Genomic DNA, 25,177 nt, shown 5'->3' with positions numbered 1-25,177 from the left:
ACAAAAATGCCGTTCAGCGTGAACTGAACGGCATCTGTTTTTTCTACGACCGACCGTCGTCGGCGTCGCTCTCAGAAATCGCGGCGCTGCACACCGGCTTCCGTGCCCAGCAGCAGCACATTGGCGCCACGTTTGGCAAACAGGCCAACCGTCACCACGCCCGGAATGTCGTTGACCACCGATTCCAACCCCTTCGGATCGGCAATGCGCAGGTCCGACACATCGAGGATCACATTGCCGTTGTCGGTCTTGTAGATCTGCCCTTCCTTGGTCATGCGCAGGCGCGGTTGACCGCCCAGCGCGGCCAACTGGCGAGCCACCGCAGCACGCGCCATCGGCACCACTTCCACCGGCAGCGGGAACACGCCCATCGTCTCGACCAGCTTGCTGCCGTCAGCAATGCAGACGAACGTTTTGGCGACCGAGGCGACGATCTTCTCGCGCGTAAGCGCGCCGCCGCCGCCCTTGATCATGGCGCCCGAGGCGTCGATCTCATCGGCGCCATCCACGTACACGGGAATCACGTCGACTTCATTCAGATCCAACACCGTGAAGCCGTGCCCTTGCAGGCGGCGGGTGGAGGCTTCCGAGCTCGACACGGCGCCAGCAAAGCGCGCCTTGTGCGGCGCCATCGCATCGATGAACAGGTTGGCGGTCGAACCCGTGCCGACGCCCAACACCGCGCCTTCGGGCACGTTGGCCAATACGTAATCTGCGGCGGCCTGGGCCACCAGCGCCTTCAGTTCATCCTGCGTCATCGCAAACACCCCAAAAAGCCGGTCGGAATCGGAAACCTTGTAGTGTACCGGATCGTTGCGACGGCCCTCTCCCGGCTGGCACAGGCAGACCTGCGGAGTACAATCGATTCATCCATCCACCCCAGCACGTTGCTGGCATGCACTTCGGCGGATCCGCCTTGCCCACCATGAATCAGCTCGATCAACTCAAGCAGTTCACCACCGTCGTCGCCGACACGGGCGATTTCCAGGCCATGCACGCCTACGCGCCGCACGACGCGACCACCAACCCGTCGTTGATCCTGAAAGCCGTGCAGAAGGCCGAATACCGTCCGTTGCTGGAGCAGGCTGTGCGCAACGCGCGCAGTGACAGCGTGGAAGACATCATCGACGCCGTGCTGGTGGCCTTCGGCTGCGAGATCCTGTCGATCATCCCGGGCCGCGTGTCGACCGAGGTCGATGCGCGCCTGTCGTTCGATACCGAGGCCACCGTCGCCAAGGCCAAGCATCTGATCACGCTGTACGAGCAGCGTGGCGTGGCGCGCGAACGCGTACTGATCAAGATTGCGTCCACATGGGAAGGCATCCGTGCGGCGGATCTGCTGCGCGCCGAGGGCATCCGCTGCAACATGACACTGCTGTTCTCGCTGGCCCAGGCCGTGGCATGCGCCGAAGCCGGCGTGCAGCTCATCTCGCCCTTCGTCGGCCGCATCTACGACTGGTACAAGAAAGATGCCGGCGCCAACTGGGACCCGGTTGCCCAAGGCGGCGCGAACGACCCGGGCGTGCTATCCGTGCTGCGCATCTACAACTACTACAAGAAGTTCGACTACCCGACCGAGGTGATGGGCGCAAGCTTCCGCAACACCTCGCAGATCATCGAACTGGCCGGCTGCGATCTACTGACCATCAGCCCGGATCTGCTCGCCCAGTTGCAGCAGACTGATGCGCCCGTCGAGCGCAAACTCTCGCCGGAGCATGCAAACGCGGCCAATATCGTCCGCCTGCCTGCCGACGAGAAATCGTTCCGATGGCACATGAACGCCGATGCAATGGCGACGGAAAAACTGGCCGAAGGCATCCGCGTATTCGCGGCAGATGCGGCCAAACTGGAAGCGTTGATTGAGCCGCTGCGCGTGGCTGCGTAAGAGAAGCAGAGAAGCGTGGAAGCGCCTTACCCCAGCATGGCGGGCAGGCATGCGCCCGCCGGCTGGTGGATCACCAAGTCGGCGGTCTCATCCAGCGCACTCGGCTCCGGATTCACGACGATCACGTGCGCGCCGTGGTCCTTCGCCAGCCCCGGCAACCCGGCCGCCGGATACACCAGGCCGGACGTTCCCACCACCAGGCACACATCGCACGTGTTGGCCGCCTCTTCGGCGCGGTAGTTTGCCACCAGCGGAAGCGGCTCGCCAAACCACACCACGCCGGGGCGCAGCATTGCGCCACAGATTGCGCAACGCGGCGGTCTACCGGGCTCGGCCGTGCTGATGTCGCATTTGCCGCACCCGCCCAGCCACTTGTTGGCGAACAGGTTGCCGTGCAATTCGATCACGCCTTCGCTGCCAGCGCGCTGGTGCAGCCCGTCGACGTTCTGGGTGACCAGCGTCACGGTTTTGCGCTGAGCCAGCGCCGCAATCGCCAGATGCGCGGGATTCGGCTGGGCCTGCAGCACACGCTCGCGCCGCTCCTGGTACCAGTCCCACACCACGCGAGGGTGCTTGCGGTAAGCGGCCTCGGTGGCCATGTCTTCGGGGTTGAAGCGCGCCCACAGGCCCGTGAGCGCATCGCGAAAAGTCGGTACACCGGATTCAGCAGAAACGCCCGCGCCGGTCAGCACCATGACGCGCTCGGCGGCGACGATCCAGGCGTGTGCCTGGGCCAGTGCCGCTGCGTCGGATGCTGCCGTCGATTGAGTGCTCATCACTTCTTGGCAGGTGCTGCCGCGCGCTGGCGCACGGCCTCGAACAGGCACACGCCACTGGCCACCGACACGTTCAGGCTTTCCACGCTGCCCGCCATCGGGATGCTGACCAGCGCGTCGCACGTCTCGCGCGTGAGGCGGCGCATGCCCTCGCCCTCGGCACCCATCACGATGGCGATGGGGCCCTTGAAGTCGGCTTGGTAGAGATCCTGCTCGGCTTCATCCGCCGTGCCGATCACCCACACGCCGCGCTCCTGCAGCTCGCGCAGCGTGCGCGCCAGGTTGGTCACGGTGATGTAGGGGACGGTCTCGGCTGCGCCGCTGGCCACCTTGGCCACGGTGGCGTTGATGCCGACGCTGCGGTCTTTCGGCGCAATCACGGCGTGTGCGCCGGCCGCATCGGCCACACGCAGGCAGGCGCCCAGATTGTGCGGATCGGTCACTCCGTCGAGCACCAGCAGCAGCGGCGTGCCTTCGATACTGTCGAGCAGTTCGTCCAGGTTGAGCGCCAACGACAGCGCCTCGGCCTTGGCAACCACACCCTGGTGGCCATCGGTGCCGGCAATGCCGCGCAGGCGTTCGCTGTCCGCAGGAATGAGGCGCACGCCCGCTGCTTCCGCCACTTTCAGGAAATCCTGCATGCGGCGGTCGCGGCGGTTGGCCTCGAAGTAGATTTCGTCGATCGACCGCGCATCGTGGCGCAGGCGGGCGGTCACGGCATGGAAGCCGATGAGGAGCTTGGATTTAGACATGGCCGCGATTGTACCCGCCTCCACCCTCGCCCCTCGGCTGTTTTATCGACGCCTAGCGCCCCTTGCCCTTGCGCGCTGCCTTGCCGGCCGCCTTGCGCGGCGTGGCGGTCTTGGCGCCGCCCTTGGGCTTGGTCACCCGCGCCGGCTGCTTCTTGCGTGCCGGCTTGGCATGCGCATGCCCCGGAGGCAAAGCGCGCGGCCCCGGCTCGAACACCGGCTGCTCTTCGAAGACACGATCGAGCGTCTCGTCGAACGACTCCTCCGGCTTGGCCGTACCGCCCAGCAGCGCCGCAAGCTGACGCGGCTTCTTGCGGCCGACCGGCGGCGCCGGCGTGGCGGCAACGGGCGGGCGGGCGGCCGCGACTTCCGGCGCACCGGCCACCTTGGCCGGGCGCAGCGCCTTGACCGACGGCTCCTGGATCAGGCGGAAATCCATCTTGCGCGCATCCAGATCCACGCGCAGCAGTTGCACGCGCACGCGGTCAGTCAGGCGGTAGCGGATGCCGGTACGCTCGCCGCGCAGTTCGTTGCGAGCGTCGTCGTACTGGAAGTAATCGCTGCCCAGTTCAGTCACGTGTACCAGGCCTTCCACATACAGCTCGTCGAGCTGCACGAAGATGCCGAACGAAGTGACCGCGCTGACCATGCCCGAGAACTCGTTGCCGAGCTTGTCGCGCATGAAGTAGCACTTGAGCCAGGCCTCGACGTCGCGCGAGGCCTCGTCGGCGCGGCGCTCGTTTGCCGAGCAATGCACACCCAGCTCATGCCAGATCGCCTCGACCTTGGCCTTGTTGACGACCGCGGCCGGCACGCCCTTCTCCGCCTCGGCCTGCAGGCGGCGTGCCTTGGGCGACAGCGCGCTGTTCAATTGCACGCCAGCCGCCAGTGACGGCACATAGCGTGTGCGATGCAGGATCGCCTTGATCGAGCGGTGCACCAGCAGGTCCGGATAGCGGCGGATCGGGCTGGTGAAGTGCGCATAGGCCGGATACGCCAAGCCAAAGTGACCGACATTGTCCGGGCTGTAGACCGCCTGTTGCATGGAGCGCAGCAGCATGGTCTGCAGCATCGGCGCGTCGGGCCGCGCGACGATCTTTTCCATCAGCTCGGCATAGTCGGCCGCTTGGGGCTTGTCGCCGCCGCCCAGCGTCAGGCCGCTGGTCTTCAGGAAGGCGCGCAGAGCCTGCAGTTTTTCTTCGGTCGGGCCGGCGTGCACGCGGTACAGGGCCGGATGCTTGTACTTCTCCAGCATCTCCGCCGCGCAGACGTTGGCCGTCAGCATGCATTCCTCGATCAGCCGGTGCGCGTCGTTGCGCGTGCGCGGCAGGATCTGCTCGATCTTGCCCTGCGCGTTGCAGACGATGTACGTCTCGGTGGTGTCGAAGTCGATCGCGCCGCGTTCTCGGCGCGCCTTGAGCAGCACCTGGAACAGTTCGTACAGATCCTGCAGATGCGGCACCAGCGGCGCGCGCTTGGCGGCCTCCGGACCCTTCACATTCGACAGAATCGCCCAGACCTCGTTATAGGTCAGGCGCGCCTTCGAGTGCATCACCGCCGGATAGAACTGGTAGGCCTTGATCTCACCCTTGGCCGTGATGACCGCGTCGCAGACCATGCACAGGCGGTCCACCTCGGGGTTCAGCGAGCACAGGCCGTTGGACAGCTTCTCGGGCAGCATCGGAATCACGCGGCGCGGGAAGTAGACCGAGGTCGCGCGGTCGATGGCATCCGCATCCAGCGGATGGCCCGGCTTGACGTAGTGCGACACGTCGGCGATCGCCACGATCAGCCGCCAGCCCTTGCTGCGACCGATCTTGACCTGTTCTGCATAGACAGCGTCATCGAAGTCGCGCGCATCTTCGCCATCGATGGTGACAAGCGGCACGTCGCGCAGGTCGATGCGGTCAGCCAGATCGGCGTCGCGCACGATGTCCGGCAGCGCCTCAGCTTCACGCGATGCAGGCTCAGCGAACTCATGCGGCACGCCGTACTTGCGCACAGCGATCTCGATTTCCATGCCAGGGTCGTCGATCTCGCCCAGTACCTCGACCACGCGACCGATGGGCTGCACATAGCGATCCGGATACTCCAGGATCTCCACGCTCACCACCTGGCCGACCTTGGCCTTGCCCTGCCCCTTCGGCGCAATCAGGATGTCGCGGCCCAGGCGCTTGTCTTCGGGCGCCACCACCAGCGTGCCGCTCTCCGAAAGCAGCCGGCCGATGATGAAGCGGTTGGCCCGCTGCAGGATCTCGACGATCTGGCCTTCCGAGCGCCCGCGTCGGTCGTAGCCGACGGCCCGCACCAAGGCGCGATCACCGTGCATGGCCTTCTGCATCTCCCGCTCGGGCAGGAAGATGTCGGGCTCGCCATCGTCGCGCACAAAGAAGCCGTAGCCGTCGCGGTGGCCGATCACGCGGCCTTCGATGAAATTGGGTTGGTGCGCCAGTTCGTAGCGCCCCTTGCGGTTGAGTTCGATCTGACCATCCCGCTCCATGGCGGTCAGACGCTTGATGAAGCCGTCATGCTCCTTGCGCGTGACCGACAGGGCCTTGGCAATGTCGGTGGCAGACAGCGGAGACCCCGACGTGCGCAGCACACCGAGGATTTCCTCGCGGCTCGGGATCGGATAAGTCGGTTGATTCAATTTTTTCTTCTAGAGTGTTGACAGATTCGCTGGAACCCGTAATAATTACAGCTTCGGTACACGCACACCTGCCCAGGTGGCGGAATTGGTAGACGCACTAGTTTCAGGTACTAGCGGGTAACTCCGTGGAGGTTCGAGTCCTCTCCTGGGCACCAGAGTTTAGGAACGGCGCAACGCAAGTTGCGCCGTTTTTCTTTTCCGCGATCGAATTGTTGATCAGTTGCTGACGCGGCATTCCGCGAAGGACGACAGGCATTGTGTCTTGGCTATCGCGCCAGGGCCGGGCCAGGATCACCGGCTCACGCATCCCAGGCACTGGGTGGGTTCGACGCCCGACACGCCCATCAAGACGCGCCGCGCTTCGATCATCCGCGCAGGCTAGCCGCAAAGCCAATCCGTACGCGGGTTTCGGGCCCGAGTTGCGGCCCGTGACGTGAGGTTACCCAAGTGGCACGCACGGCGCAAGCTGCACATGCCACCGCCCTCTTGCTTCGATGCAATCCATCCACAAACAAACCGCGAATCAAACCGCCGGAGCCTCGCCATTGCCGACCGGACGCGCCTTGCCACGCTTGATCCACGCCGCCAGGTTGTGCGGGCGCAGCGTGTCGTATTCCTCGAACGGCTGGTGAATCCACGGGTTGGTCGGCAGAAACTGCACAGCGTAGTCCGGCTTGATCTTCGAACACGCCTTATGCCACAGCACGGCCGTACGCACGTCGGTGACTGCAGGATAGCGCTCCTTCAGATGGCGCCCCACGCGCTCCAGCGTAACGCCCGAGTCAACCAGATCGTCGACCAGCAGCACGCGCCCCGTCAGCTCACCGCGCGTCATGGTGATGTACTGGGCGATGTCGAGGTCGCCCTGCTGCGTGCCGGCGGCCTCGCGATAGCTGCTGGTGGCCAGGATGGCGAGCGGCAGATCGTAGATGCGCGAGAGCTGATCGCCCACGCGCAGGCCACCGCGCGCCAGGCACAGGATCTTGTCAAACTTCCAGCCCGACTCGTGCACAACCAGCGCCAGGCGCTCGATCAGGCCGTGGTATTCATCCCAGGACACCCACAGGTGCGAGTCATCGTTAATCGGCTGGTTCATGGTGTTCCTCTTCTTGATCGTGAATGCGGCGAGAGTTGCCGCTGTCGTGTTTTATGTGCTCGGTGAAAGCGCGCCGCCCAATGCAAATTCGCCCGGCGAATCACCGGGCGAGCAAGCAAACAGCGCGGACAGCGCGCATCAATCCTTGTACGGATGACGCAGCAGGATCGTCTCGTCGCGGTCCGGGCCGGTCGAAATCATGGCGATCGGAATGCCAGCGACTTCTTCCACGCGCTTCAGATAGGCTTGCGCGGTCTCGGGCAGCGCATTCCATTCCTTCAGGCCAAAGGTAGATGTGTTCCAGCCCGGGAATTCTTCGTAGATCGGCTGGCAGCGCGCCACGGCGCCAGAGCCACGCGGCAGGATGTCGACTTCCTTGCCGTCGAGCATGTAGCCGACACACAGCTTGATGGTTTCCAGGCCGTCGAGCACGTCGAGCTTGGTGATGCACAGGCCCGACACGCCGTTGATCTGGATCGCGCGGCGCAGGGCTGCGGCATCCAGCCAGCCGGTACGGCGCGGACGCCCCGTAACCGAGCCGAATTCCTTGCCGACGTTGGCCAGGCGTACACCGGTCGGGTCTTGGCGAGCAGGGTTGTCGGCATCGTACAACTCGCTCGGGAACGGGCCGGAGCCCACGCGCGTGCAGTACGCCTTGGTAATGCCCAGGATGTAATGCAGTTGGCCCGGGCCCACGCCCGCACCGGCTGCAGCGTTGCCAGCCACGCAATTGCTCGACGTGACGAACGGATAGGTACCGTGGTCGATGTCCAGCAGCGTGCCCTGCGCGCCTTCAAACATCAGGTTCTTACCGGCGGCGTTGGCGGCGAACAGTTCGGCCGACACATCCGTCACCATCGGCGCGAGGCGCTCGCCATACGGCAGCATCTCGTCCAGCGTCCGCTGGAAATCCAGCGCCGGGTGGTTCAGGTATTGCGTCAGGACGAAGTTGTGGAAGTCCAGACTCTCGCGCAGGCGCTCGGCAAAGTACGCCGGGTCGAACAGATCCTGCACGCGCAGCGCACGACGGGCGACCTTGTCTTCGTAGGCCGGGCCGATGCCGCGGCCAGTGGTGCCGATCTTGGCGGCACCGCGCTTGATCTCGCGCGCCTTGTCGATGGCGACGTGGTACGGGAGGATCAGCGTGGCCGCTTCCGAGATGTGCAGACGGTTCTTGACCTGCACGCCGGCCGATTCCAACTCGTCGATTTCCTTGAACAGCGCCTCGGGCGAAAGCACCACACCATTGCCGATGTAGCACGCCACGCCGTCGCGCATGATGCCCGACGGGATCAGACGCAGGATCGTCTTCTTGCCGCCGATAATGAGGGTGTGACCTGCGTTATGTCCGCCCTGGAAACGAACCACGCCTTGCGCATGATCGGTCAGCCAATCGACGATTTTCCCTTTACCTTCGTCACCCCACTGGGTGCCGATGACGACGACATTGCGTCCTTGGCTCACTGCTGGTGCGGACATGTTGAATTTGCAGATGGGTTAAAAACGTATTCTACCCTTGTTGTCGGGGCTTCCCCGAAATTGCCGGGCGTTAACAGAACGTTATGCAACACGCTCAGGCCGAAGCCTTGCGCGGCTCGACGATCCAGCGGCCGCCCTCTTCCACGAGCTGGCGGTCGTAGGCGAATTCCTCCAGATCTTCGGGGTGGCCTGGTAGCGACCGGATCACAATCTCGCCCGAGGCACGCAGGGCGGCAATCGCCTCGCGCAGCTTGGCGTCGCCCGACCACGGGGCGCGGATGGCAGCGGCGCGCGCTTCCACCGGTGAAATGCCCGCGACTTCGCGCAGATCGAGCGAAAAGCCGGTGGCCGGGCGTGCGCGGCCGAACGCCTCACCAACCTTGTCATATCGACCGCCGCGCGCCACTGCATTGGGCACGCCCGCCACGTAGGCCGCGAACATCACGCCGCTGTGGTAATGGTAGCCGCGCAGGTCGGCCAGATCGATGTTGACCGTCGCGCCGACGGCTTGCTGGGCCAGCGCGGCGAGATCGTCCAGCGCACGGCCGATAGCGGGCAACGCCGGCAACCGGGCACGCGCTTGCGCCAGCACATCGACGCCGCCGTACAACGACGGCAGCAGGTTGATCGCATCGCGCTGGGCGGCAGGCAGATCGGCCGTGGTGGCGCGCAGCGCCGGGACATCCTTCGAGGCCAGCGCCGTGAAGAGGTCATCCTGCGCGCTCAACGCAACCGGCGACTGCTCCAGCAGCGCAGCCAGCACGCCGACGTGGCACAGATCCAGGCGCACATCCGCAAGCCCGGCGGCCGACAGCGCAGCCAGCATCAGGTCCTGGATTTCCAGATCGGCCTCCAGACCAGCATGGCCATAGATTTCGGCACCGATCTGCAGCGGCTCCCGAGTGACATGGAAGCCGCTCGGCCGCGTGTGCAGCACCGAACCCGCGTAACACAGGCGCGTCACGCCGGCGCGGTTGAGCAGATGGGCATCGATGCGGGCGACCTGCGGCGTGATGTCGGCGCGCAGACCGATAGTGCGGCCAGAGAGCTGGTCGACCAGCTTGAAGGTCTTCAGGTCCAGGTCATGCCCGGTGCCGGAGAGCAGCGACTCGATGTATTCCAGCATCGGCGGCATGACCAGTTCATAGCCGTAGGTGCGGAACAGGTCGAGCATGCGGCGGCGCAACTCTTCAATCTTGCGCGCCTCGGAGGGCAGCACGTCGGCAATGGATTCAGGCAGCAGCCAGTTGGTCGGCATGGCGGTCTCGGTCAGAAATCGAGGGTCGGCAGAAATTCGGAAAATGCGGGAAAAGTGGCTCGGCGGGTCAGTGATGCAGCAGGCGCAGCAGGATCAGCCCTGCCGCCATCGATACCAAGCCGATCACGCGCAGCTTCTCGTCGGGCAGTTCGGTCAGCGTCTGGAAGGCACGGCGCCAGGCCTGCGGGGCAACGAACGGCAGAATGCCCTCGAATACGAGCACCAGCGCGCAGGCGGCCAGCAAAACGGTGGGGAGTGACTCTTCCATGGGATGGCAGTGGGCGAACGAACAAAACCCCGGCAAGCCGGGGTCTGTCCGCCCTCAATTGGTCAACAGCGTCGATCAGCGACGCATTGTACTAGCGATGGCGTCCCGTCTGGGTAGCCGGCGCTGGCACCGAGCCGCCGCCACCGTTCGCGCTACGCATGTACTTGAAGAAATCGCTGTTCGGCTGCAATACCATCACATCCTTGCGATCGCGGAATGATGCGCGGTACGCCTCCATGCTGCGCCAGAACGCAGCGAACTGCGGATCGCGGCCAAACGCATCGGCATAGATATCGGCGGCGCGGGCATCGCCCTCACCCTTGATCTTCTGGGCATCTCGATAGGCGTCGGCCAGCACGACTTCGCGCTGACGGTCGGCGTCGGCACGGATCTTCTCACCCTCGGCGGCGCCGGTCGAGCGCAGCTCATTGGCCACGCGCTTACGCTCGGCCTCCATGCGGCGGTACACCGATTCGGTCACGCTGGCCAACAGGTCGACGCGCTTCAGGCGCACGTCGATGATGTCCACGCCAACCGATTTGCCGTACTCCTGCACGCCCTTGAGGATGCTCTGCATGACCGCCTCGCGGTCGGTAGAGACCACGTCGGCAACCGTGCGGCGCGCGAACTCATCGCGGGCGATAGAGTTGATCTTCTGCGTCATGCTGTCCTGCGCGAGGCGATTGTCGCCCTTGAAGCTCACATAGAACAAGCGCGGATCGGCAACCCGCCACTTCACAAACCAGTCGACCAGCAGGTTCTTCTTCTCGGCCGTGATGAAGCGGTCGGCGCCGGCCACGTCGATGGTCTGCAGGCGCTTGTCCATGAAGACCACGTTCTGCAGCGGCGGCGGCAGCTTAAAGTGCAGCCCCGGCTCCTTGATGACCTGCTTGATCTCACCAAAGGCGAACACGACAGCGTACTGCCGCTGGTCCACCACGAACACCACCGACGAGAATACCGCCAGGGCAATCACCAGTGCCACGAGGGCAGAAATCAGACGATTCATATGCCCTCCTCTTAGCGGGAATCGCGCTCGCGGTTGCGCAGCGCCTCGCGCGAACGCGAGTCGGCGTCACTCATCGACGACGGGTTGGAGGGCGTGGGCACGCCTTGCGCTGAACCGCTGTCCTGCGGTGAAGCGCCGGGCGTGGACGTCGGACGTGACGTGTCGCCCTGCGCCTGCGAGATCAGTTTGTCCAGCGGCAGATACAGCAGGCTGCCATTGCTCTGATCGACCATCACCTTGGTCGCGTTGGCGTAGATGTCCTGCATGGTCTCCAGATAGATACGGTCGCGCGTGACCTGCGGTGCCTTGGCGTATTCGCGCTGTACAGAGGCAAAGCGCGCGGCGTCGCCTTCTGCACGCGCCGTCACGCGGGCCTTGTAGCCCTGCGCCTCTTCGGCCAGGCGCGCGGCCGTGCCCTTGGCGCGCGGCACCACGTCGTTGGCATAAGCCTGGCCTTCGGAGATGGCGCGTTCACGGTCCTGACCGGCCTTGGTCACGTCGTCGAACGCCGCCTGCACCTGCTCAGGCGGCTGCACGCTCTGGACGTTCACGCTGAGGATACGGATGCCGGTGTTGTACGCCGTCAGGATGCGCTGGATCGATTCGGCCAGATTGCGACCAACCGCATCGCGTCCCTCGTACAGCACGGAGTCCATCTTGTTGCGACCGACGATCTCGCGCACCGAAGTCTCGGCGGCCTGCGTCACGAGTTCTTCGTCGCCGCCACGGTCCGTGCGGTTGAAGAACAAATACTTGAACGGATCGTCGATGTTGTACTGGACCGAGAAACGCACGTCGACGATGTTCTCGTCCTGCGTGAGCATCGACGAATCCTTCAGGTTCGTATCCTTGATCTGCGTGGTGCGGCCGATCTCAAGCGTGCGCACTCCGGACAGGTTGACGATCTCGTGCGATTCAATCGGATATGGCAGGCGCCAGTTGATACCCGGCGTCGCCAGGTATTTGAAGCGGCCGAACTGCAGGATCACGCCGGTCTGGCCTTCCTGCACGATGAAGAAGCCACTGCCCAGCCACAGGACCGCCAGCACGCCCAGCAGCACGCCGACGCCCAGGCCGGAACCACCGCGACTACCCGGACGCAGTGGCGTGGGGCCGCCATTGCCGTTGCCACCTTCCTTGCGGCCGAACAGGTTGTTCAAGCGGCGGTTGAAGTCGCGCCACAGCTCGTCGAGGTCGGGCGGACCGTCCTGGGGCGGCTTGCTTTGGCGCTTCGGCTCATCCGTGTTTTCGCGCTCGGCGTTGTTGTCATCGCCGCGACCCCAGCGCGGATCGTTCAGTGAAAGCAGCACACGCAAGCGGTGCCACAAGCCCCGCGCCGGACGGTGCGAGGCCATGGAAGAAGACTGGGTCGAAATCTCGGGCATGAGCGGTTGGGCTTGTCCTGATTGTCTGGCTGCAAAAGGAGTAACGGAGGATTCTATCAGCCCTCTCCGTCACCTTTGGCGGAAGCGCCACCACTCGGCAAGCTTTGCGACAGTTCGTCGCGTTGCACCGGCGTGTGATCGCGGCGGGTATCGAAGCGCGGGTCGAACTCCCCGTCGTGTCGTGCCGGGTGTTCGCGCAAGCGCGTGGCCGTTTCGACCAGGGCTTCGCGCAGCAGATCCAGCCCGGCCCCTTCAATGGCGGAAACGAACACGCGCCGCACGGCGCCGGTCTCATCGCGCTCAATGCGAGGTCCTTGGGCGCGCAGCTCCTCGGCCGCGTCGATCTTGTTCATCACGAGGATCTGCGGAATGCCGCTGGCGTCGATCTCTTCGAGCACGCGGTCGACCTGCTCCATCTGCTCGTGCTTGACCGTGCTGGCTGCATCCACCACGTGCAGCAGTACATCGGCGTGCACGGTTTCTTCCAGCGTGGCGCGGAACGCAGCCACCAGTTGCGTCGGCAGATCGCGGATGAAGCCGACGGTATCCGACAGCACCACGTTACCCAACCCCTCCAGGTACAGCCGGCGAGAGGTCGTATCCAGCGTGGCGAACAACTGGTTGGCGGCGTAGGCGCGCGCCTTGGTCAGCGCGTTGAACAGCGTCGACTTGCCAGCGTTGGTATAGCCGACGAGCGAAACGGAGAACGCGTCGTTGCGGTTGCGCGCGCGGCGTTGGGTGTCGTGCTGGCGCTGCAGCTTGTCGAGCTCAGCCGACAGACGCTTGGCGCGCTCGTCGAGCATCCGGCGGTCCAGTTCGAGCTGGCGCTCACCCGGGCCGCCACGCATGCCGATCCCGCCCTTCTGACGTTCCAAATGGCTCCACGCCCGCACCAGCCGCGAGGCCTGGTAGCGCACGCGCGCCAGTTCCACCTGCACCTTGCCGACGTGGCTTTGCGCGCGCTGGCTGAAGATATCGAGGATGAGACCGGTCCGATCCACCACATGGCGGCCGAAGAAGCGCTCAAGATTGCGCTGCTGCGCCGGGCTCAGGGCGTGGTTGAAGATGACGATCTCGGCGTCGTCCTCGTCCGCAGCGATCTTTACCTCCTCCGCCTTGCCGGCGCCGATAAACAGTGCCGCATCCGGCCGGGAGCGTTTGCCCGTGACGGCGCGCACCGGATCGGAGCCGGCCGTGGAGGCCAGCAGCGCCAGTTCACTCAGACTTTCCTGGAAATCGTGTTTACCGAAATCGACAGCGACCAGAATAGCGCGCGTCGGCTCCGAGCTGGAGGTGGGATGAGATGCCAAGCGGGGGAAATAAGAGAGGGGAAAAACGGGGGTGGGATGCGTCCCGCCGCGCGGCCGGCGGCGGGAGCGGGGCAGAATCAGGCGTCGGACGCTTCGTCCACGCGGAAATTCACGGCACGGGCCGGTACCACGGTGGAGATTGCGTGCTTGTACACCATCTGCGTGACGGTGTTGCGCAGAAGCACGACGTACTGGTCGAACGACTCGATATTGCCTTGCAGCTTGATGCCGTTGACGAGGTAGATCGACACCGGCACATGCTCCTTACGCAGCGCATTCAGAAACGGGTCTTGTAGCAATTGCCCTTTGTTGCTCATGGCACACTCCAGATTTATAGGTTTAGTGATGGGTTATGGGGCTGGGAAGCCCAAGTTCAAGCAGGCGACGCAAAAAAAGTTCGTCAAAAGAGTCGGCCAGATCGGTCCAAACGACACCAATGGCGCACGAGGCGCCACGTTTCGTGAATTTAGCCTTAGAAATCCGGGAAAGCAAACGGAAAACTTTGCTGGCATCGCCATACGAAATGGCTAGCTCAGCCTTCTGGTGATCCCCCGTTCGGTTGCCCCGCGTCACCCGCTCCCACGGTTGAGCGCGGCTTGCGCAACGCTCATTCCTTGGATTGGGCGTACGGGTTTTTGTTCGTACGAAATTCGATCCGCAACGGGGTGCCCTTCAGTTGGAAGGCATCGCGGAAACGCCCTTCCAGGAAGCGGCGGTAGGTCTCGGGAATGTTCGACAGTGCGTTGCCGTGGATCACCACGATCGGCGGGTTGGAACCACCTTGGTGCGCATAACGCAGCTTGGGGCGTGAAACGCCCGCGCGACGCGGCTGCTGGAACTCGACGGCCTCCTGCAGCACGCGGGTGAGCTTGGGCGTCGGCAGCTTGACCATGGCGGCAGCGTAGGCATCGTCCACCGACTTCATCAGCGCGCCGATACCGGTCTTTTCCTTGGCCGAGATGTAGTGCACGTTGGCGAACGACAGGAACTGCAGCTTGCGCTCCAGATCGTGCTTGATGCGGTCGCGCGCGTGGCCTGACAGGCCATCCCACTTGTTCACGCCGATCACCAGCGCACGGCCCGATTCGACGATGAACCCGGCGATATGCGCATCCTGGTCGGAAATATCCTGCTGCGCGTCGAGCAGCAGCACGACCACATTGGCATCCGCAATCGACTGCAGTGTCTTGACCACCGAGAACTTCTCGATCGCCTCGAACACCTTGCCGCGCTTGCGCAGGCCGGCCGTGTCGATGAGCGTATAGGGCTTGCCGTTGCGCTCGAAATCCACGTAGATGGAATCGCGCGTGGTGCCCGGCATGTCAAACGCAATCACGCGTTCTTCGCCGATCAATGCATTCACCAGCGTCGACTTGCCCACGTTCGGGCGACCGACGATGGCAATGCGCGTGCCGTGGTCATGTGCATCGGCTGCCTCGGCTAGTTCTGGGCGCTCGGCAAACGCCAGGTCCAGCGCCTCGTCCACGAGGTCGCGCACACCATCGCCATGCGCCGACGAAATGGCGCGCGGATCGCCCAGGCCGAGTTCGTAGAAGTCCGTCGCCACGGCGGTGTACTTCATGCCCTCAGCCTTGTTCACAGCCAGGAGGATGCGACGCCCCGTCTTGCGCAGGTAATCGGCGATCACGCGGTCCTGCGGCGCCAGGCCCAGACGACCATCGACGAGGAAGATGACCACGTCGGCCTCGACCACGGCCTGGCGTGTCTGCTTAGCCATCTCGGCGACGATGCCTTCCTTGGCGACGGGCTCGAAACCGCCGGTGTCAATGGCGATGAAAGGGCGCTCGCCGACGCGGCCCTCGCCATAGTGGCGGTCGCGCGTCAGGCCCGGCATGTCCGCGACGAGCGCGTCACGCGAGCGCGTCAGGCGGTTGAACAGGGTCGATTTGCCGACATTCGGCCGCCCCACGAGGGCAATGACTGGTTTCATGCTTGTGTGTCGTGCGCGAATGGCGCCACGACAAATTCCGGTTGTTGCAACTGCAGTTGGCACCCGCACGCCCACCGTACAGATGCAAGACGCCCGCGGGGTACGCGGGCGCAGGTCCGAGGCGACGCTGCCGCCTCATTGGATCCGTTTGCCGCCGCTGCATCATCGCACGCGGCGGCGGGTATTACTTGGGCACGTAGCCGTAGACGCCGCCACCTCGCGTCTGCACGATGAGCGTCTGGCCGACCACGACCGGCGCTGCGCTGATGGCGCTGCCGTCTGTTTTCACGCGGGCGACGAACTTGCCGTCGTCGCGCGACAGGAAGTGCAGCCAGCCTTCGGAATCACCGACGATGACCGCGCGGCCAAACGCCAGCGGTGCACCCAGGTCACGCCACAGCAGCGCATCGTTCTTCCACAGGTCAGCGCCGTTCTGCGCATTGAAGCCATAGACCACCGACTTCTCGTCGGCGGCGAACAACGCGCCATCTTCCTGCGTCACACCGGTCGGCGAGGAAAAGTCGCGGCCCCAGCGCGGCGCGCCGGTGCTGATATCGAAGCACGCCACACGGCCCTGGAAGCTTGCTGCACAGACCTGCTGACCATCGATCGACGGCGCGCCGGTCACGTCGTTCAGACGTTCGATTTCCGACACGCCACGCGGATACGATACGGCAGCTTCCCAACGCAGCCCGCCATTGCTGGTAGCCAGCGCACCCAGCTTGCCGCCGGCGAAGCCAAGAATGACGTTGTCGCCGGCGAAGACCATCGGCAGGCTACTGCGCAGGTTCAGCGCCGACGGCGAACGCTGATAGATCCACTTGCGATCACCATTGCTGCCATCCAGGCCGAGGACGCGGCCATCGGTCGTGCGCACGATCACCAGGCCCTGACCGACCAGCGGCGCCGTCAGGATCTCGCCGTTGACGGCGGTCTTCCACTTCTGCGTGCCCTTCTCGTCAAACGCGACGATCGAGCCCTTCTCGCCGGCCACGGCCGTGAGCGTGCCATCGCTGCCCGGGCCGGAAGTCAGGTCGACATCGGCCTTGCCCTGCCATACTGTGCGGCCGGTCGCGCCTTCCAGCGCGGTCACGGTACCGCCCGCCGCCGATACGTAGACGTTGTTGCCCGCCACCGCCGGCTGCATCACGTAGCTGCCGCTCTTGCCGACGCTCACGCTCCACGCCTGGCTCACGGCCAGCGCCTGCTGGACGTCCTGCAGCTTGGCCGGCTCATGCTTGGTCTTGCTGCCGAACAGCGAGCAACCACCCAAGCCACCCAGGGCAGCCGTCGCCGCCAGCGCCAGCACCGCCACACGCGCCGCATATACGACACCACCGCGCGCGACACCACCCTGCTCAAGTGCGTGAATCATGAAATCGAGATCCTTTTGTTATCCGTTGAATTGCGCGCAAGCTACGCCGATCAGGCGCCGCCCAGGGCATCCAGCTTGAACTGCACGATCTGACGGGCCGAACCGTCGGCCGGACCGAATTTCTCCAGCGCCAGCTTGTAGGCGGCGCGGGCGTCTTCGGTCTTGTTTTGCGCGGCGAGCAGGTCGCCGCGGCGGTCGGCATACAGCGCTGCGAAAGCCGGCGCGACGTCGCCGGAGACTAGCGCGAGGCCCTGATCGTAGGCTTTCTCGTCGAGCAGCAGGCCGGCCAGGCGGAGCTTGGCCAGCGCCTTGTATTCATCATCGCGCGCATGGTCGACGGCCCATTGCAACTGTGCCTTGGCGCCAGCGGCATCATTGGCCTCATACAGAGCCTTTGCGGCGGCCAGCGCGGCCATCTGCGCATAGGGCGTACCGCCGAACTTGTCTTCCATGTCGGTGGCGGCTCGCTTGATCTTCCCGGCGTCCTTGCTGTCGACGGCCTTTTCCACCTGCTCGTACAGTACGGACGCCTCGCCCGCCTGCTTGCGCTGCCAGTTCTTCCAGCCGAACCACGCTGCCACGGCCAGCAGCACCACGATGGCGATCCACGTCACCACGTTGCCGTTGTCGCGCCACCAGTGCTTGAGGCTCTCCAGTTGTTCCTGTTCTTCGAGATCGTAGGCCATGCTTTGCAGAGCTTGAGTATTGGAAGTGAGTCGCCGAGGTCAGTCGCTGCTTGCCACCATGGCGTCGATCAGGCGGTCCACGAGTTGGTCGGACGGCACGGTCTGCTGAGCGTCCGCTGCCGGATCGCCACGCAGCGGCTTGATCTGCGCCACGCCTTGGGCGACTTCATCGTCGCCAATGATAACCGCATAGGATGCACCACTCGCGTCGGCGCGCTTGAACTGCGACTTGAAGCTGCCGTTGCGCCCTTCCGCCGAGGCGTGGAGGATGACGTCGAGGCCGGCATCGCGCAGGCGCTCGGCGGCAACCAGCGCTTGCACCTGCGCCTCGTCGCCCTGGTGGACGATGTAGACGTCGCAGCCTTGCGCCTCGGGCTCCAGCTTCTCTTCGCGCAGCAGTTCGATGATGCGTTCCACGCCCATCGCCCAGCCGCATGCGGGCGCCGGCTTGCCGCCGATCTGCTCGATCAGCGGGTCGTAGCGGCCGCCACCGGCCACCGTGCCCTGCGCGCCGAGTTTATCGGTTGTCCACTCGAACACGGTCAGGTTGTAGTAATCCAGCCCGCGCACCAGGCGCGGGTTGATCGTGAACGGAATGTTGTTGGCCTTGAGCAGCTTCTGCACGCCTTCGAAGTGCGCGCGCGATTCGTCGCCCAGATAGTCGATCAGCTTGGGCGCGCCGGAGGCCATCTCCTGCAGCGCCGGGTTCTTGGTGTCAAGCACGCGCAGCGGGTTGGTGTAGAGGCGACGCTTGCCGTCTTCGTCCAGGATGTCCTGGAAGCCTTCCAGGTACTTGATCAGGTCAGCACGGTGCGCGGCGCGCTCCTCTGCCTGACCGAGCGAGTTCAGTTCCAGCTTCAGGCCGACGAGGCCGAGGTCGTCCCACAGGCGCTGGCACATCAGGATGACTTCCGCGTCGATGTCCGGGCCGGCAAAGCCCAGCGCTTCCACGCCCACCTGATGGAACTGGCGATAGCGACCGCGCTGCGGGCGCTCGTGGCGGAACATCGGGCCGGTGTACCACAAGCGCTTCGGACCGTCGTACAGCAGGTTGTGCTCGATCACAGCGCGCACAGCGGCGGCAGTGCCTTCCGGGCGCATGGTCAGTTGCTCGCCGTTCAGGGCGTCGGTAAAGGAGTACATCTCCTTCTCGACGATGTCCGTCACTTCGCCAATGCCGCGCACGAACAGCTGCGTCTGCTCGACGATCGGCGTGCGGATCTGCTGGTAGCCGTAAGCGCGTAGCATGCTACGCACGGCGTTGTCGAAGTGCTCCCACAGCGGGGCATCGCTGGGCAGCAGGTCGTTCATGCCCTTGACGCCAGCAATTTTCTGCACGCGTTGTTGTTTGGTATCGCTCATGATTTCACGTTAAAAGCCGGCCGTACTGCACGCTGACCGGCTTGTCGCTTCTTGCTGTGAAGCCTTATGCCGCCGCCTCGGTCTGCGCACCGTAATGCGTGCGCACGTACTCGTCGACGATCGTTTGGAATTCCTCGGCGATGCGCTCACCGCGCAGCGTCTTCACTTTGACGCCGTCGACGAACACCGGCGCCGCCGGCGATTCGCCCGTGCCCGGCAGCGAGATACCGATATTGGCGTGCTTGCTCTCGCCTGGCCCGTTGACGATGCAGCCCATGACGGCTACGTTCATCTCTTCGACGCCGGGGTATGTCGCTTTCCACGTCGGCATCTGCTCGCGCAGGTAAGACTGGATGCGCGCAGCCAGTTCCTGGAACACCGTGCTGGTCGTGCGCCCGCAGCCAGGGCACGCGATGACCATCGGCGTGAAATTGCGCAGGCCCATGGTCTGCAAAATCTCTTGCGCAACGATGACTTCCTTCTCGCGCGGCGCGCCCGGTTCCGGCGTCAGCGAGATGCGGATGGTATCCCCGATGCCTTCCTGCAGCAGCACCGACAGCGCCGCAGTGGAAGCAACGATGCCCTTGCTGCCCATGCCAGCCTCGGTCAGGCCCAGGTGCAGCGCGTAGTCGCACCGACGTGCCAGCTCGCGGTACACCGCGATCAAATCCTGTACCGCCGAAACCTTGCACGACAGAATGATCTGGTTGCCTGACAAGCCGAGTTCCTCAGCCTTCTGCGCAGATTGAATGGCCGACGTGATCAGCGCCTCGACCATCACAGTGCGCGCATCCCACGGCGTCGCGCGCTGCGCGTTCTCGTCCATGATGCGGGCAAGCAGCTCCTGCTCCAGGCTGCCCCAATTGACACCGATACGTACCGGCTTGTCGTAGCGGCAGGCGATCTCGATCATCTGCGCGAACTGCGTGTCGCGCTTGGCACCCTGCCCCACGTTGCCGGGGTTGATGCGGTACTTGGACAGCGCCTGCGCGCACGCTGGATAGTCCTGCAACAGCTTGTGGCCGTTGTAGTGGAAATCACCGACCAGTGGCACATCCACGCCCATGCGGTCGAGCTGCTCGCGGATAGCCGGCACAGCGGCGGCGGCCGCCGGTGTATCGACCGTGATACGCACGAGTTCGGAGCCGGCACGCGCCAATTCCTTCACCTGGATGGCCGTGCCGATGGCGTCCGAGGTGTCGGTGTTCGTCATCGACTGCACGCAGACTGGCGCATCGCCGCCCACGTGCACAACGCGCTCGCCCCAGCGGACCTGGGCCGAGCGCGAGTTCCGGCGCGGCAGTGGGCCGGGCAAAGCGGGCGCGCAATCGAAAGACGTGGAGGTTTCCATGATCAGGCAAGGCGCCGCGCTCAGTCAGGCGCCACGCCATTCAACAAAACGGTTCAGGGCAACGTGGCCCGCGCCACGCGGTTGCGGGCGTACTTCTGGAGGTCTACGGACACGCCACCCACGGCCAGGGACTCGACTGCCTCGGCGTTACCGAAGACGACCTTGAACGGCGGCGTGCCGGTCAGGTCACGCGCTTCGCCCTCCTTGGAGATACCGCTGGCGAGTGTCTTGCCGGACTTGTCCTTGATCTCGTACCAGGACGTCCCAGAGAAGCGCACAGAAACCGAGCCGTTGCCCGCAGCAGATTCGGTCGGTTTGGCAGCGGCGCTGGCCGGAACGCCAACGTTGACGACGGCAGGCTTCACGTCAACCGCTGCAGGAGCCGGCGCGGCACCACTGTCGGAACGCGGCAACGGCGGCGGCGCCAGTGGTGCGGTCACCACGCCAGAAGCTGGTGCAGTCGGCTGCGCAGGATTCAGCGGTGTCGGCAGCGACGCGGCCGGTGTTTCGATATGCGCTGGCGCAGGAGCCGGGGTTGCCTCGGTCGGTGCTGGTTGTTCGACGGGAGCCGCTTCTTTCACAGCAGACTCGGCGGTTTGCGTGGCGGCCGTCTGCGTGGCCAGCCACTGCTTCAGACGGTCCATGCCGGCCAGCACACCGCCGGCTACAACCAGCGCCACCAGCACGCCGATGAGCCAGCGGTTACCTCCGCGACGCTTGGCAAAGCTCGGCTTGTCGGAGAACGATTCCCCCAACCCGCCCTCGGGCCGCAAACCGATGGTGGTGACCTGCGTGCGCGCATTCAGACGGGCGAGCTGGTCATCGACATCGACCTGCAGAGCACGGGCATACGCCCGGATCAGCCCCTTGATGAACGCCATATCCGGCAACGCGCTAACGTCGGCGGATTCCACCGCCAACAACTTGGCCGGCGCAACCTTCAGGCGCGTGGCCAGGTCTTCGATCGTCAGGCGCTGGCGCTCGCGGCCGGCGCTCAGGCGTTCGGCTATCTCACGGAGTGCGTCGTCCCGTTCCGGCGATGCTGCGGTGGGCGAATTCGAGGCAGACGATGCACCTTGGGAAAGGTCCACAGCACTTGCCACGTCGCGGTCAGTCATCCCATGCTCCTCGTTCGAAAGCCGCCTCTTCGGGCGCATTGGGGAAACGGCGCTGCAGTTGCGCACTCCATGCATTCTGTTGCGAGACATCGCCGAGGCGGCGCGCGATGCGCGCGCCCAGCCAGAGGCTCTCGGCCGTCGGATTGCCGCGGCCATTAACGCGTTCGATGAACGGCATGGCACGCGCATACTCGCGGCGCTTGTAATAGAGCTGCGCCAACGTCACGTTGGTCAGCGGGTTGTTGGCGTCGATGTACGTGGCACGCGTGAGACTCTTCTCCGCGCCATCCAAATCACCCTGACGCATCTGGCAAACGCCCAGGTTGGTCCAGGGCTTGGACGGGTTGCCAGCTGCCGGTGCATCGACGGCCCGGCGCAGCATCGCCATGCCCTCTGCGGGTTTCCCACCCTGCGAGCATAGGAACCAGCCATAGTTGTTCAGCAGATCGCCATCCTGCGGCGTGACCGCCAGCGCGCGGCGGAAGCTGTCGTCAGCCAGATCATGCTGTCCGAGGCTCATGTAGGCCAAAGCACGGATGTGGTAGGCGCCCGGCACCGAAGGATCGATCGCGATGGCGTTCTTGACCTCGTCAAGCGCCGTGGCCGCCTGTCCGGCCTCAAGGTATTGCGTTGCTAGTTGCAGCCGGATTGCGGCTCGCCGACTGATATCGTTCTGATCGGAGGGCGTCTTGACGTCTTGTGTCTGGGCCGGCGGCGGCAATGCGCATCCAGCGGCTGCCAGCGTGAAGACCAGACTGACAGCAATCGACCAACGCTTCATGCGGTACCCATGCGGTGAGTGGAATCGGCCCCGACCACCGGAACCGGAACGATCTTGCCGAACTTGCCGCGCTCGGCCAGGCGCGTACGATCCTTGACCTCGCCGGCGAGCTGCCCGCAGGCTGCGTCGATATCATCGCCACGCGTCTTACGGATGGTGGTGACGATGCCAGCATCCAGCAGCACTTGCGAAAAGCGGCGGATCTGCTCGTTGTTCGAACGCTTCAGCCCGGACTCTGGGAACGGGTTGAAGGGGATCAGGTTGAACTTGCACGGCACGTCGGCCACGACGCGCAGCAGTTCGCGGGCATGCTCGACGGAATCGTTGACGCCGTCGAGCATGCAGTATTCGAAGGTGATGAAATCGCGCGGCGCGAATTCCAGATAACGGCGGCACGCCGCCATCAATTCGGCCAGCGGGTACTTCTTGTTCAACGGCACGAGCATATCGCGCAACGCATCGTTGGATGCGTGCAGCGACACCGCCAGCGCCACTGGCAGATCGTGCGAAAGACGATCCATCATCGGTACCACGCCCGAGGTGGACACCGTCACGCGACGGCGCGACAGGCCATAAGCGTTGTCGTCCAGCATCAGGCGCAAAGCCGGCACCACAGCATCGTAGTTCAGCAGCGGCTCGCCCATCCCCATCATCACCACGTTGGTGATGACACGATCGTCTTTCGGGCCGCGACCGAGTTGTTTGCGCATGGCGAATTCGGCCATCCACAGCTGCCCAATGATCTCGCCCGTAGTGAGGTTGCGCGAGAACCCTTGCTTGCCGGTCGAACAGAACCGGCAGTTGACGGCACATCCCGCCTGAGACGACACGCACAGCGTGCCGCGCGTCTCTTCAGGAATGTAGACCGTCTCGACAGCATTGCCCTGCCCCACGTCGACCAGCCACTTACGCGTACCGTCCGACGAGAGGTGATCGGAAATGATCGCCGGTGCCTGGATGGTGGCGCGGGTCGCGAGCTTCTCACGCAGCGACTTGGCGAGATCGGTCATCTCGCCAAAATCGGACGCGCCCGACTGGTGAATCCAGCGCTGCAACTGCTTGGCGCGGAACGACTTCTCGCCCAGGCTCTCGCAGTACGAGACGAGACCCTGTGCGTCGAAGTCGAGGAGATTCACCACATCGCTCATGTTTAGCAACCCGAAACCGCCAATCCCAGTCTAGTGTTGACGCTTAGCGGCTGTAAATGTTCAGGCCCGGGAAGAAGAAAGCGACTTCCACGGCAGCCGTTTCAGCGGCGTCCGAACCGTGCACGGCGTTGGCGTCGATGCTATCGGCGAAGTCAGCACGGATCGTGCCCTTCTCGGCCTTCTTCGGGTCGGTTGCACCCATCAGGTCACGGTTCTTGGCGATTGCGTTCTCGCCTTCCAGCGCCTGCACCATCACCGGGCCGGAGATCATGAAGTCCACCAGATCCTTGAAGAACGGGCGCTCCTTGTGCACGGCGTAAAACTGCTCGGCTTCAGCGCGCGACAGGTGAATCATCTTGGCTGCGACGACCTTCAGGCCAGCGCCTTCGAAACGGGCATAGATCTGGCCGATGACATTCTTGGCCACGGCATCCGGTTTGATAATCGACAGGGTGCGTTCGATCGCCATCAAAAACTCCAAAAAATGAAGGTGTTACGTGAAAGATAAACGTTAGATTCTAGCACGGAGCGCAGCCAGATTGAATGTCAAGCGGTGCAACCGCGCCCGCCGCACGATTGCCACAGCAAGCGCCTTAGGCACCACTCCGCAAGCCGAGCAGCACGTGAGCGATGCAATCGTCTTAAAATTGCCTTACCGGGGGCACAAAAAGTCACCCCAAAAGGCCCTTTTGCCATCCGATCATCTCCCGGACGCCGGAACCGCATGGCATGCTGCCCCTCCAAGTAAGGACGATGCGACTTGCAAAAGCGCACCTCGGATGCCACATTCGGAACGCCGTCGCATTGTCTGCAATGTCATTTACCCAAGGAGTTCGCATGGACAACCAACTCAACACGTACGGTTTTGGCGCTTCCGGCACCGCCGGCGCGTTGGCCGTCCGCAATCGCGTGCTGCGCAATACTTATTGGCTGCTCGCGCTTTCGATGATCCCCACCATCCTCGGTGCGTGGATCGGCGTCGCCACTGGCTTCAACCTGATGGGACGCAATCCGTTGATGGGTTTCGTCATCTTCATGGCAGTGGCCTTCGGCTTTTTCTACGCGATAGAGCGCTTCAAGAACAGCGGCTTGGGCGTAGCTCTGCTGCTCGGCTTCACCTTCTTCATGGGGCTGATGCTGTCGCGCCTGATCGGCACGATCCTCGGCTTCTCGAACGGCGCCTCGCTCATCATGACCGCGTTTGGCGGCACGGCGATCATCTTCGGCGTGATGGCGACGGTGGCCACGGTCAGCAAGCGTGACTTCTCGGGCCTGGGCAAGTGGTTGTTCATGGGCGTGCTGGTGCTGATCGTGGGTTCGGTCGCCAATATCTGGCTGCAACTGCCCGCGATGATGCTCACGATTTCGGTGCTGGCCATCGCGATCTTCTCGGCCTACATCCTGTTTGACGTGCAGCGCATCGTGAACGGCGGCGAGACCAACTACGTGACCGCCACCCTGGCGATTTACCTGGACGTGTACAACATCTTCACGAACCTGCTGGCGATCCTGGGGATCTTCGGTGGCAGCCGCGACTGAA

23 protein-coding genes and 1 tRNA gene are annotated in these 25,177 nt (G+C 64.1%); 3 read left to right on the top strand and 21 right to left on the bottom strand.

Annotated features, from left to right (window positions below; all coding sequences use genetic code 11):
- Positions 1–71: 71 nt before the first annotated feature.
- Positions 72–758, bottom strand: a complete 687-nt coding sequence (rpiA, locus tag B4F51_RS09770; RefSeq protein WP_296225051.1) for a ribose-5-phosphate isomerase RpiA — start codon at positions 756–758, stop codon at positions 72–74.
- A gap of 167 nt (positions 759–925) precedes the next feature.
- Between rpiA and tal the strand changes: the two genes are divergently transcribed.
- On the top strand, positions 926–1,885 hold the full coding sequence (tal, locus tag B4F51_RS09765) for a transaldolase (protein ID WP_296225347.1): 960 nt from the start codon (positions 926–928) through the stop codon (positions 1,883–1,885).
- A gap of 26 nt (positions 1,886–1,911) precedes the next feature.
- Here tal and B4F51_RS09760 read toward each other — a convergent pair whose 3' ends face one another.
- Genes B4F51_RS09760 through rnr form a run of 3 tightly spaced genes read right to left on the bottom strand, consistent with a single transcriptional unit; the run spans position 1,912 to position 6,060 of the window.
- Positions 1,912–2,661 carry an SIR2 family NAD-dependent protein deacylase gene (locus B4F51_RS09760; RefSeq protein ID WP_296225050.1) on the bottom strand — a complete coding sequence of 250 codons (750 nt, stop codon included), beginning with the start codon at positions 2,659–2,661 and terminating at the stop codon, positions 1,912–1,914.
- The gene (rlmB, locus tag B4F51_RS09755; RefSeq protein WP_296225049.1) at positions 2,661–3,413 is read right to left on the bottom strand and encodes a 23S rRNA (guanosine(2251)-2'-O)-methyltransferase RlmB; all 753 of its coding nucleotides are present in this window, start codon (positions 3,411–3,413) and stop codon (positions 2,661–2,663) included. The genes B4F51_RS09760 and rlmB overlap by 1 nt, the downstream gene beginning before the upstream one ends.
- Before the next feature lie 52 nt (positions 3,414–3,465).
- Positions 3,466–6,060 carry a ribonuclease R gene (rnr, locus tag B4F51_RS09750; RefSeq protein ID WP_296225048.1) on the bottom strand — a complete coding sequence of 865 codons (2,595 nt, stop codon included), beginning with the start codon at positions 6,058–6,060 and terminating at the stop codon, positions 3,466–3,468.
- Between the two features lie 70 nt (positions 6,061–6,130).
- Here rnr and B4F51_RS09745 point away from each other — a divergent pair.
- Positions 6,131–6,215, top strand: a tRNA-Leu gene (locus tag B4F51_RS09745).
- Positions 6,216–6,583: 368 nt separating this feature from the next.
- Here B4F51_RS09745 and B4F51_RS09740 read toward each other — a convergent pair.
- The 17 genes from B4F51_RS09740 to ndk all read right to left on the bottom strand — a co-directional run bounded on the left by B4F51_RS09740 (position 6,584) and on the right by ndk (position 24,106).
- Positions 6,584–7,156 carry a phosphoribosyltransferase gene (locus tag B4F51_RS09740; RefSeq protein ID WP_296225047.1) on the bottom strand — a complete coding sequence of 191 codons (573 nt, stop codon included), beginning with the start codon at positions 7,154–7,156 and terminating at the stop codon, positions 6,584–6,586.
- Between the two features lie 138 nt (positions 7,157–7,294).
- The gene (locus B4F51_RS09735) at positions 7,295–8,635 is read right to left on the bottom strand and encodes an adenylosuccinate synthase (RefSeq protein WP_296225046.1); all 1,341 of its coding nucleotides are present in this window, start codon (positions 8,633–8,635) and stop codon (positions 7,295–7,297) included.
- 94 nt (positions 8,636–8,729) lie between these two features.
- The gene (locus B4F51_RS09730) at positions 8,730–9,893 is read right to left on the bottom strand and encodes an ATP phosphoribosyltransferase regulatory subunit (RefSeq protein ID WP_296225045.1); all 1,164 of its coding nucleotides are present in this window, start codon (positions 9,891–9,893) and stop codon (positions 8,730–8,732) included.
- Positions 9,894–9,960: 67 nt separating this feature from the next.
- A complete protein-coding gene (locus B4F51_RS09725; protein ID WP_296225044.1) occupies positions 9,961–10,161 on the bottom strand; it encodes a DUF2065 domain-containing protein in 201 nt (66 codons plus the stop codon).
- A 91-nt stretch (positions 10,162–10,252) separates the two neighbouring features.
- The gene (gene hflC / locus B4F51_RS09720; RefSeq protein ID WP_296225043.1) at positions 10,253–11,170 is read right to left on the bottom strand and encodes a protease modulator HflC; all 918 of its coding nucleotides are present in this window, start codon (positions 11,168–11,170) and stop codon (positions 10,253–10,255) included.
- A gap of 11 nt (positions 11,171–11,181) precedes the next feature.
- Entirely contained in the window at positions 11,182–12,555 is a 1,374-nt protein-coding gene (gene hflK, locus B4F51_RS09715) for an FtsH protease activity modulator HflK (RefSeq protein ID WP_296225042.1), read from the bottom strand.
- A gap of 56 nt (positions 12,556–12,611) precedes the next feature.
- Complete coding sequence (gene hflX, locus B4F51_RS09710) at positions 12,612–13,865, bottom strand: GTPase HflX (protein WP_296225041.1); 1,254 nt, start codon at positions 13,863–13,865, stop codon at positions 12,612–12,614.
- 77 nt (positions 13,866–13,942) lie between these two features.
- Complete coding sequence (hfq, locus tag B4F51_RS09705) at positions 13,943–14,182, bottom strand: RNA chaperone Hfq (RefSeq protein ID WP_003263868.1); 240 nt, start codon at positions 14,180–14,182, stop codon at positions 13,943–13,945.
- A gap of 290 nt (positions 14,183–14,472) precedes the next feature.
- Complete coding sequence (gene der, locus B4F51_RS09700; RefSeq protein WP_296225040.1) at positions 14,473–15,816, bottom strand: ribosome biogenesis GTPase Der; 1,344 nt, start codon at positions 15,814–15,816, stop codon at positions 14,473–14,475.
- Positions 15,817–16,000: 184 nt separating this feature from the next.
- A complete protein-coding gene (bamB, locus tag B4F51_RS09695) occupies positions 16,001–17,191 on the bottom strand; it encodes an outer membrane protein assembly factor BamB (RefSeq protein ID WP_296225039.1) in 1,191 nt (396 codons plus the stop codon).
- 50 nt (positions 17,192–17,241) lie between these two features.
- Positions 17,242–17,877 carry a YfgM family protein gene (locus B4F51_RS09690; protein WP_296225038.1) on the bottom strand — a complete coding sequence of 212 codons (636 nt, stop codon included), beginning with the start codon at positions 17,875–17,877 and terminating at the stop codon, positions 17,242–17,244.
- Positions 17,878–17,916: 39 nt separating this feature from the next.
- Complete coding sequence (gene hisS, locus B4F51_RS09685) at positions 17,917–19,239, bottom strand: histidine--tRNA ligase (protein WP_296225037.1); 1,323 nt, start codon at positions 19,237–19,239, stop codon at positions 17,917–17,919.
- A 64-nt stretch (positions 19,240–19,303) separates the two neighbouring features.
- Positions 19,304–20,590 (bottom strand): flavodoxin-dependent (E)-4-hydroxy-3-methylbut-2-enyl-diphosphate synthase, encoded by a 1,287-nt coding sequence (gene ispG, locus B4F51_RS09680; RefSeq protein WP_296225036.1) that lies wholly within the window; start codon positions 20,588–20,590, stop codon positions 19,304–19,306.
- Positions 20,591–20,643: 53 nt separating this feature from the next.
- Entirely contained in the window at positions 20,644–21,708 is a 1,065-nt protein-coding gene (locus B4F51_RS09675) for a RodZ domain-containing protein (RefSeq protein WP_296225035.1), read from the bottom strand.
- The gene (pilW, locus tag B4F51_RS09670) at positions 21,701–22,489 is read right to left on the bottom strand and encodes a type IV pilus biogenesis/stability protein PilW (protein WP_296225034.1); all 789 of its coding nucleotides are present in this window, start codon (positions 22,487–22,489) and stop codon (positions 21,701–21,703) included. Before pilW ends, B4F51_RS09675 begins: the two co-directional genes overlap by 8 nt.
- The gene (gene rlmN / locus B4F51_RS09665; RefSeq protein ID WP_296225033.1) at positions 22,486–23,637 is read right to left on the bottom strand and encodes a 23S rRNA (adenine(2503)-C(2))-methyltransferase RlmN; all 1,152 of its coding nucleotides are present in this window, start codon (positions 23,635–23,637) and stop codon (positions 22,486–22,488) included. Before rlmN ends, pilW begins: the two co-directional genes overlap by 4 nt.
- A gap of 43 nt (positions 23,638–23,680) precedes the next feature.
- Complete coding sequence (ndk, locus tag B4F51_RS09660; protein ID WP_199031140.1) at positions 23,681–24,106, bottom strand: nucleoside-diphosphate kinase; 426 nt, start codon at positions 24,104–24,106, stop codon at positions 23,681–23,683.
- Positions 24,107–24,474: 368 nt separating this feature from the next.
- On the opposite strand from ndk, the gene B4F51_RS09655 reads away from it, so the two are divergent.
- Positions 24,475–25,176: a Bax inhibitor-1/YccA family protein gene (locus tag B4F51_RS09655; protein ID WP_296225032.1), complete on the top strand. Its 702-nt coding sequence runs from the start codon at positions 24,475–24,477 to the stop codon at positions 25,174–25,176.
- The last annotated feature ends 1 nt before the right edge of the window (position 25,177 follow it).

The sequence above is a fragment of the Ralstonia sp. UBA689 genome, from assembly GCF_002298975.1.
In the GTDB taxonomy this organism is placed as follows: domain Bacteria; phylum Pseudomonadota; class Gammaproteobacteria; order Burkholderiales; family Burkholderiaceae; genus Ralstonia.
The sequence above is the reverse complement of the archived record's forward strand: the minus strand, read 5'-3'. Positions and strand labels throughout refer to the sequence as shown.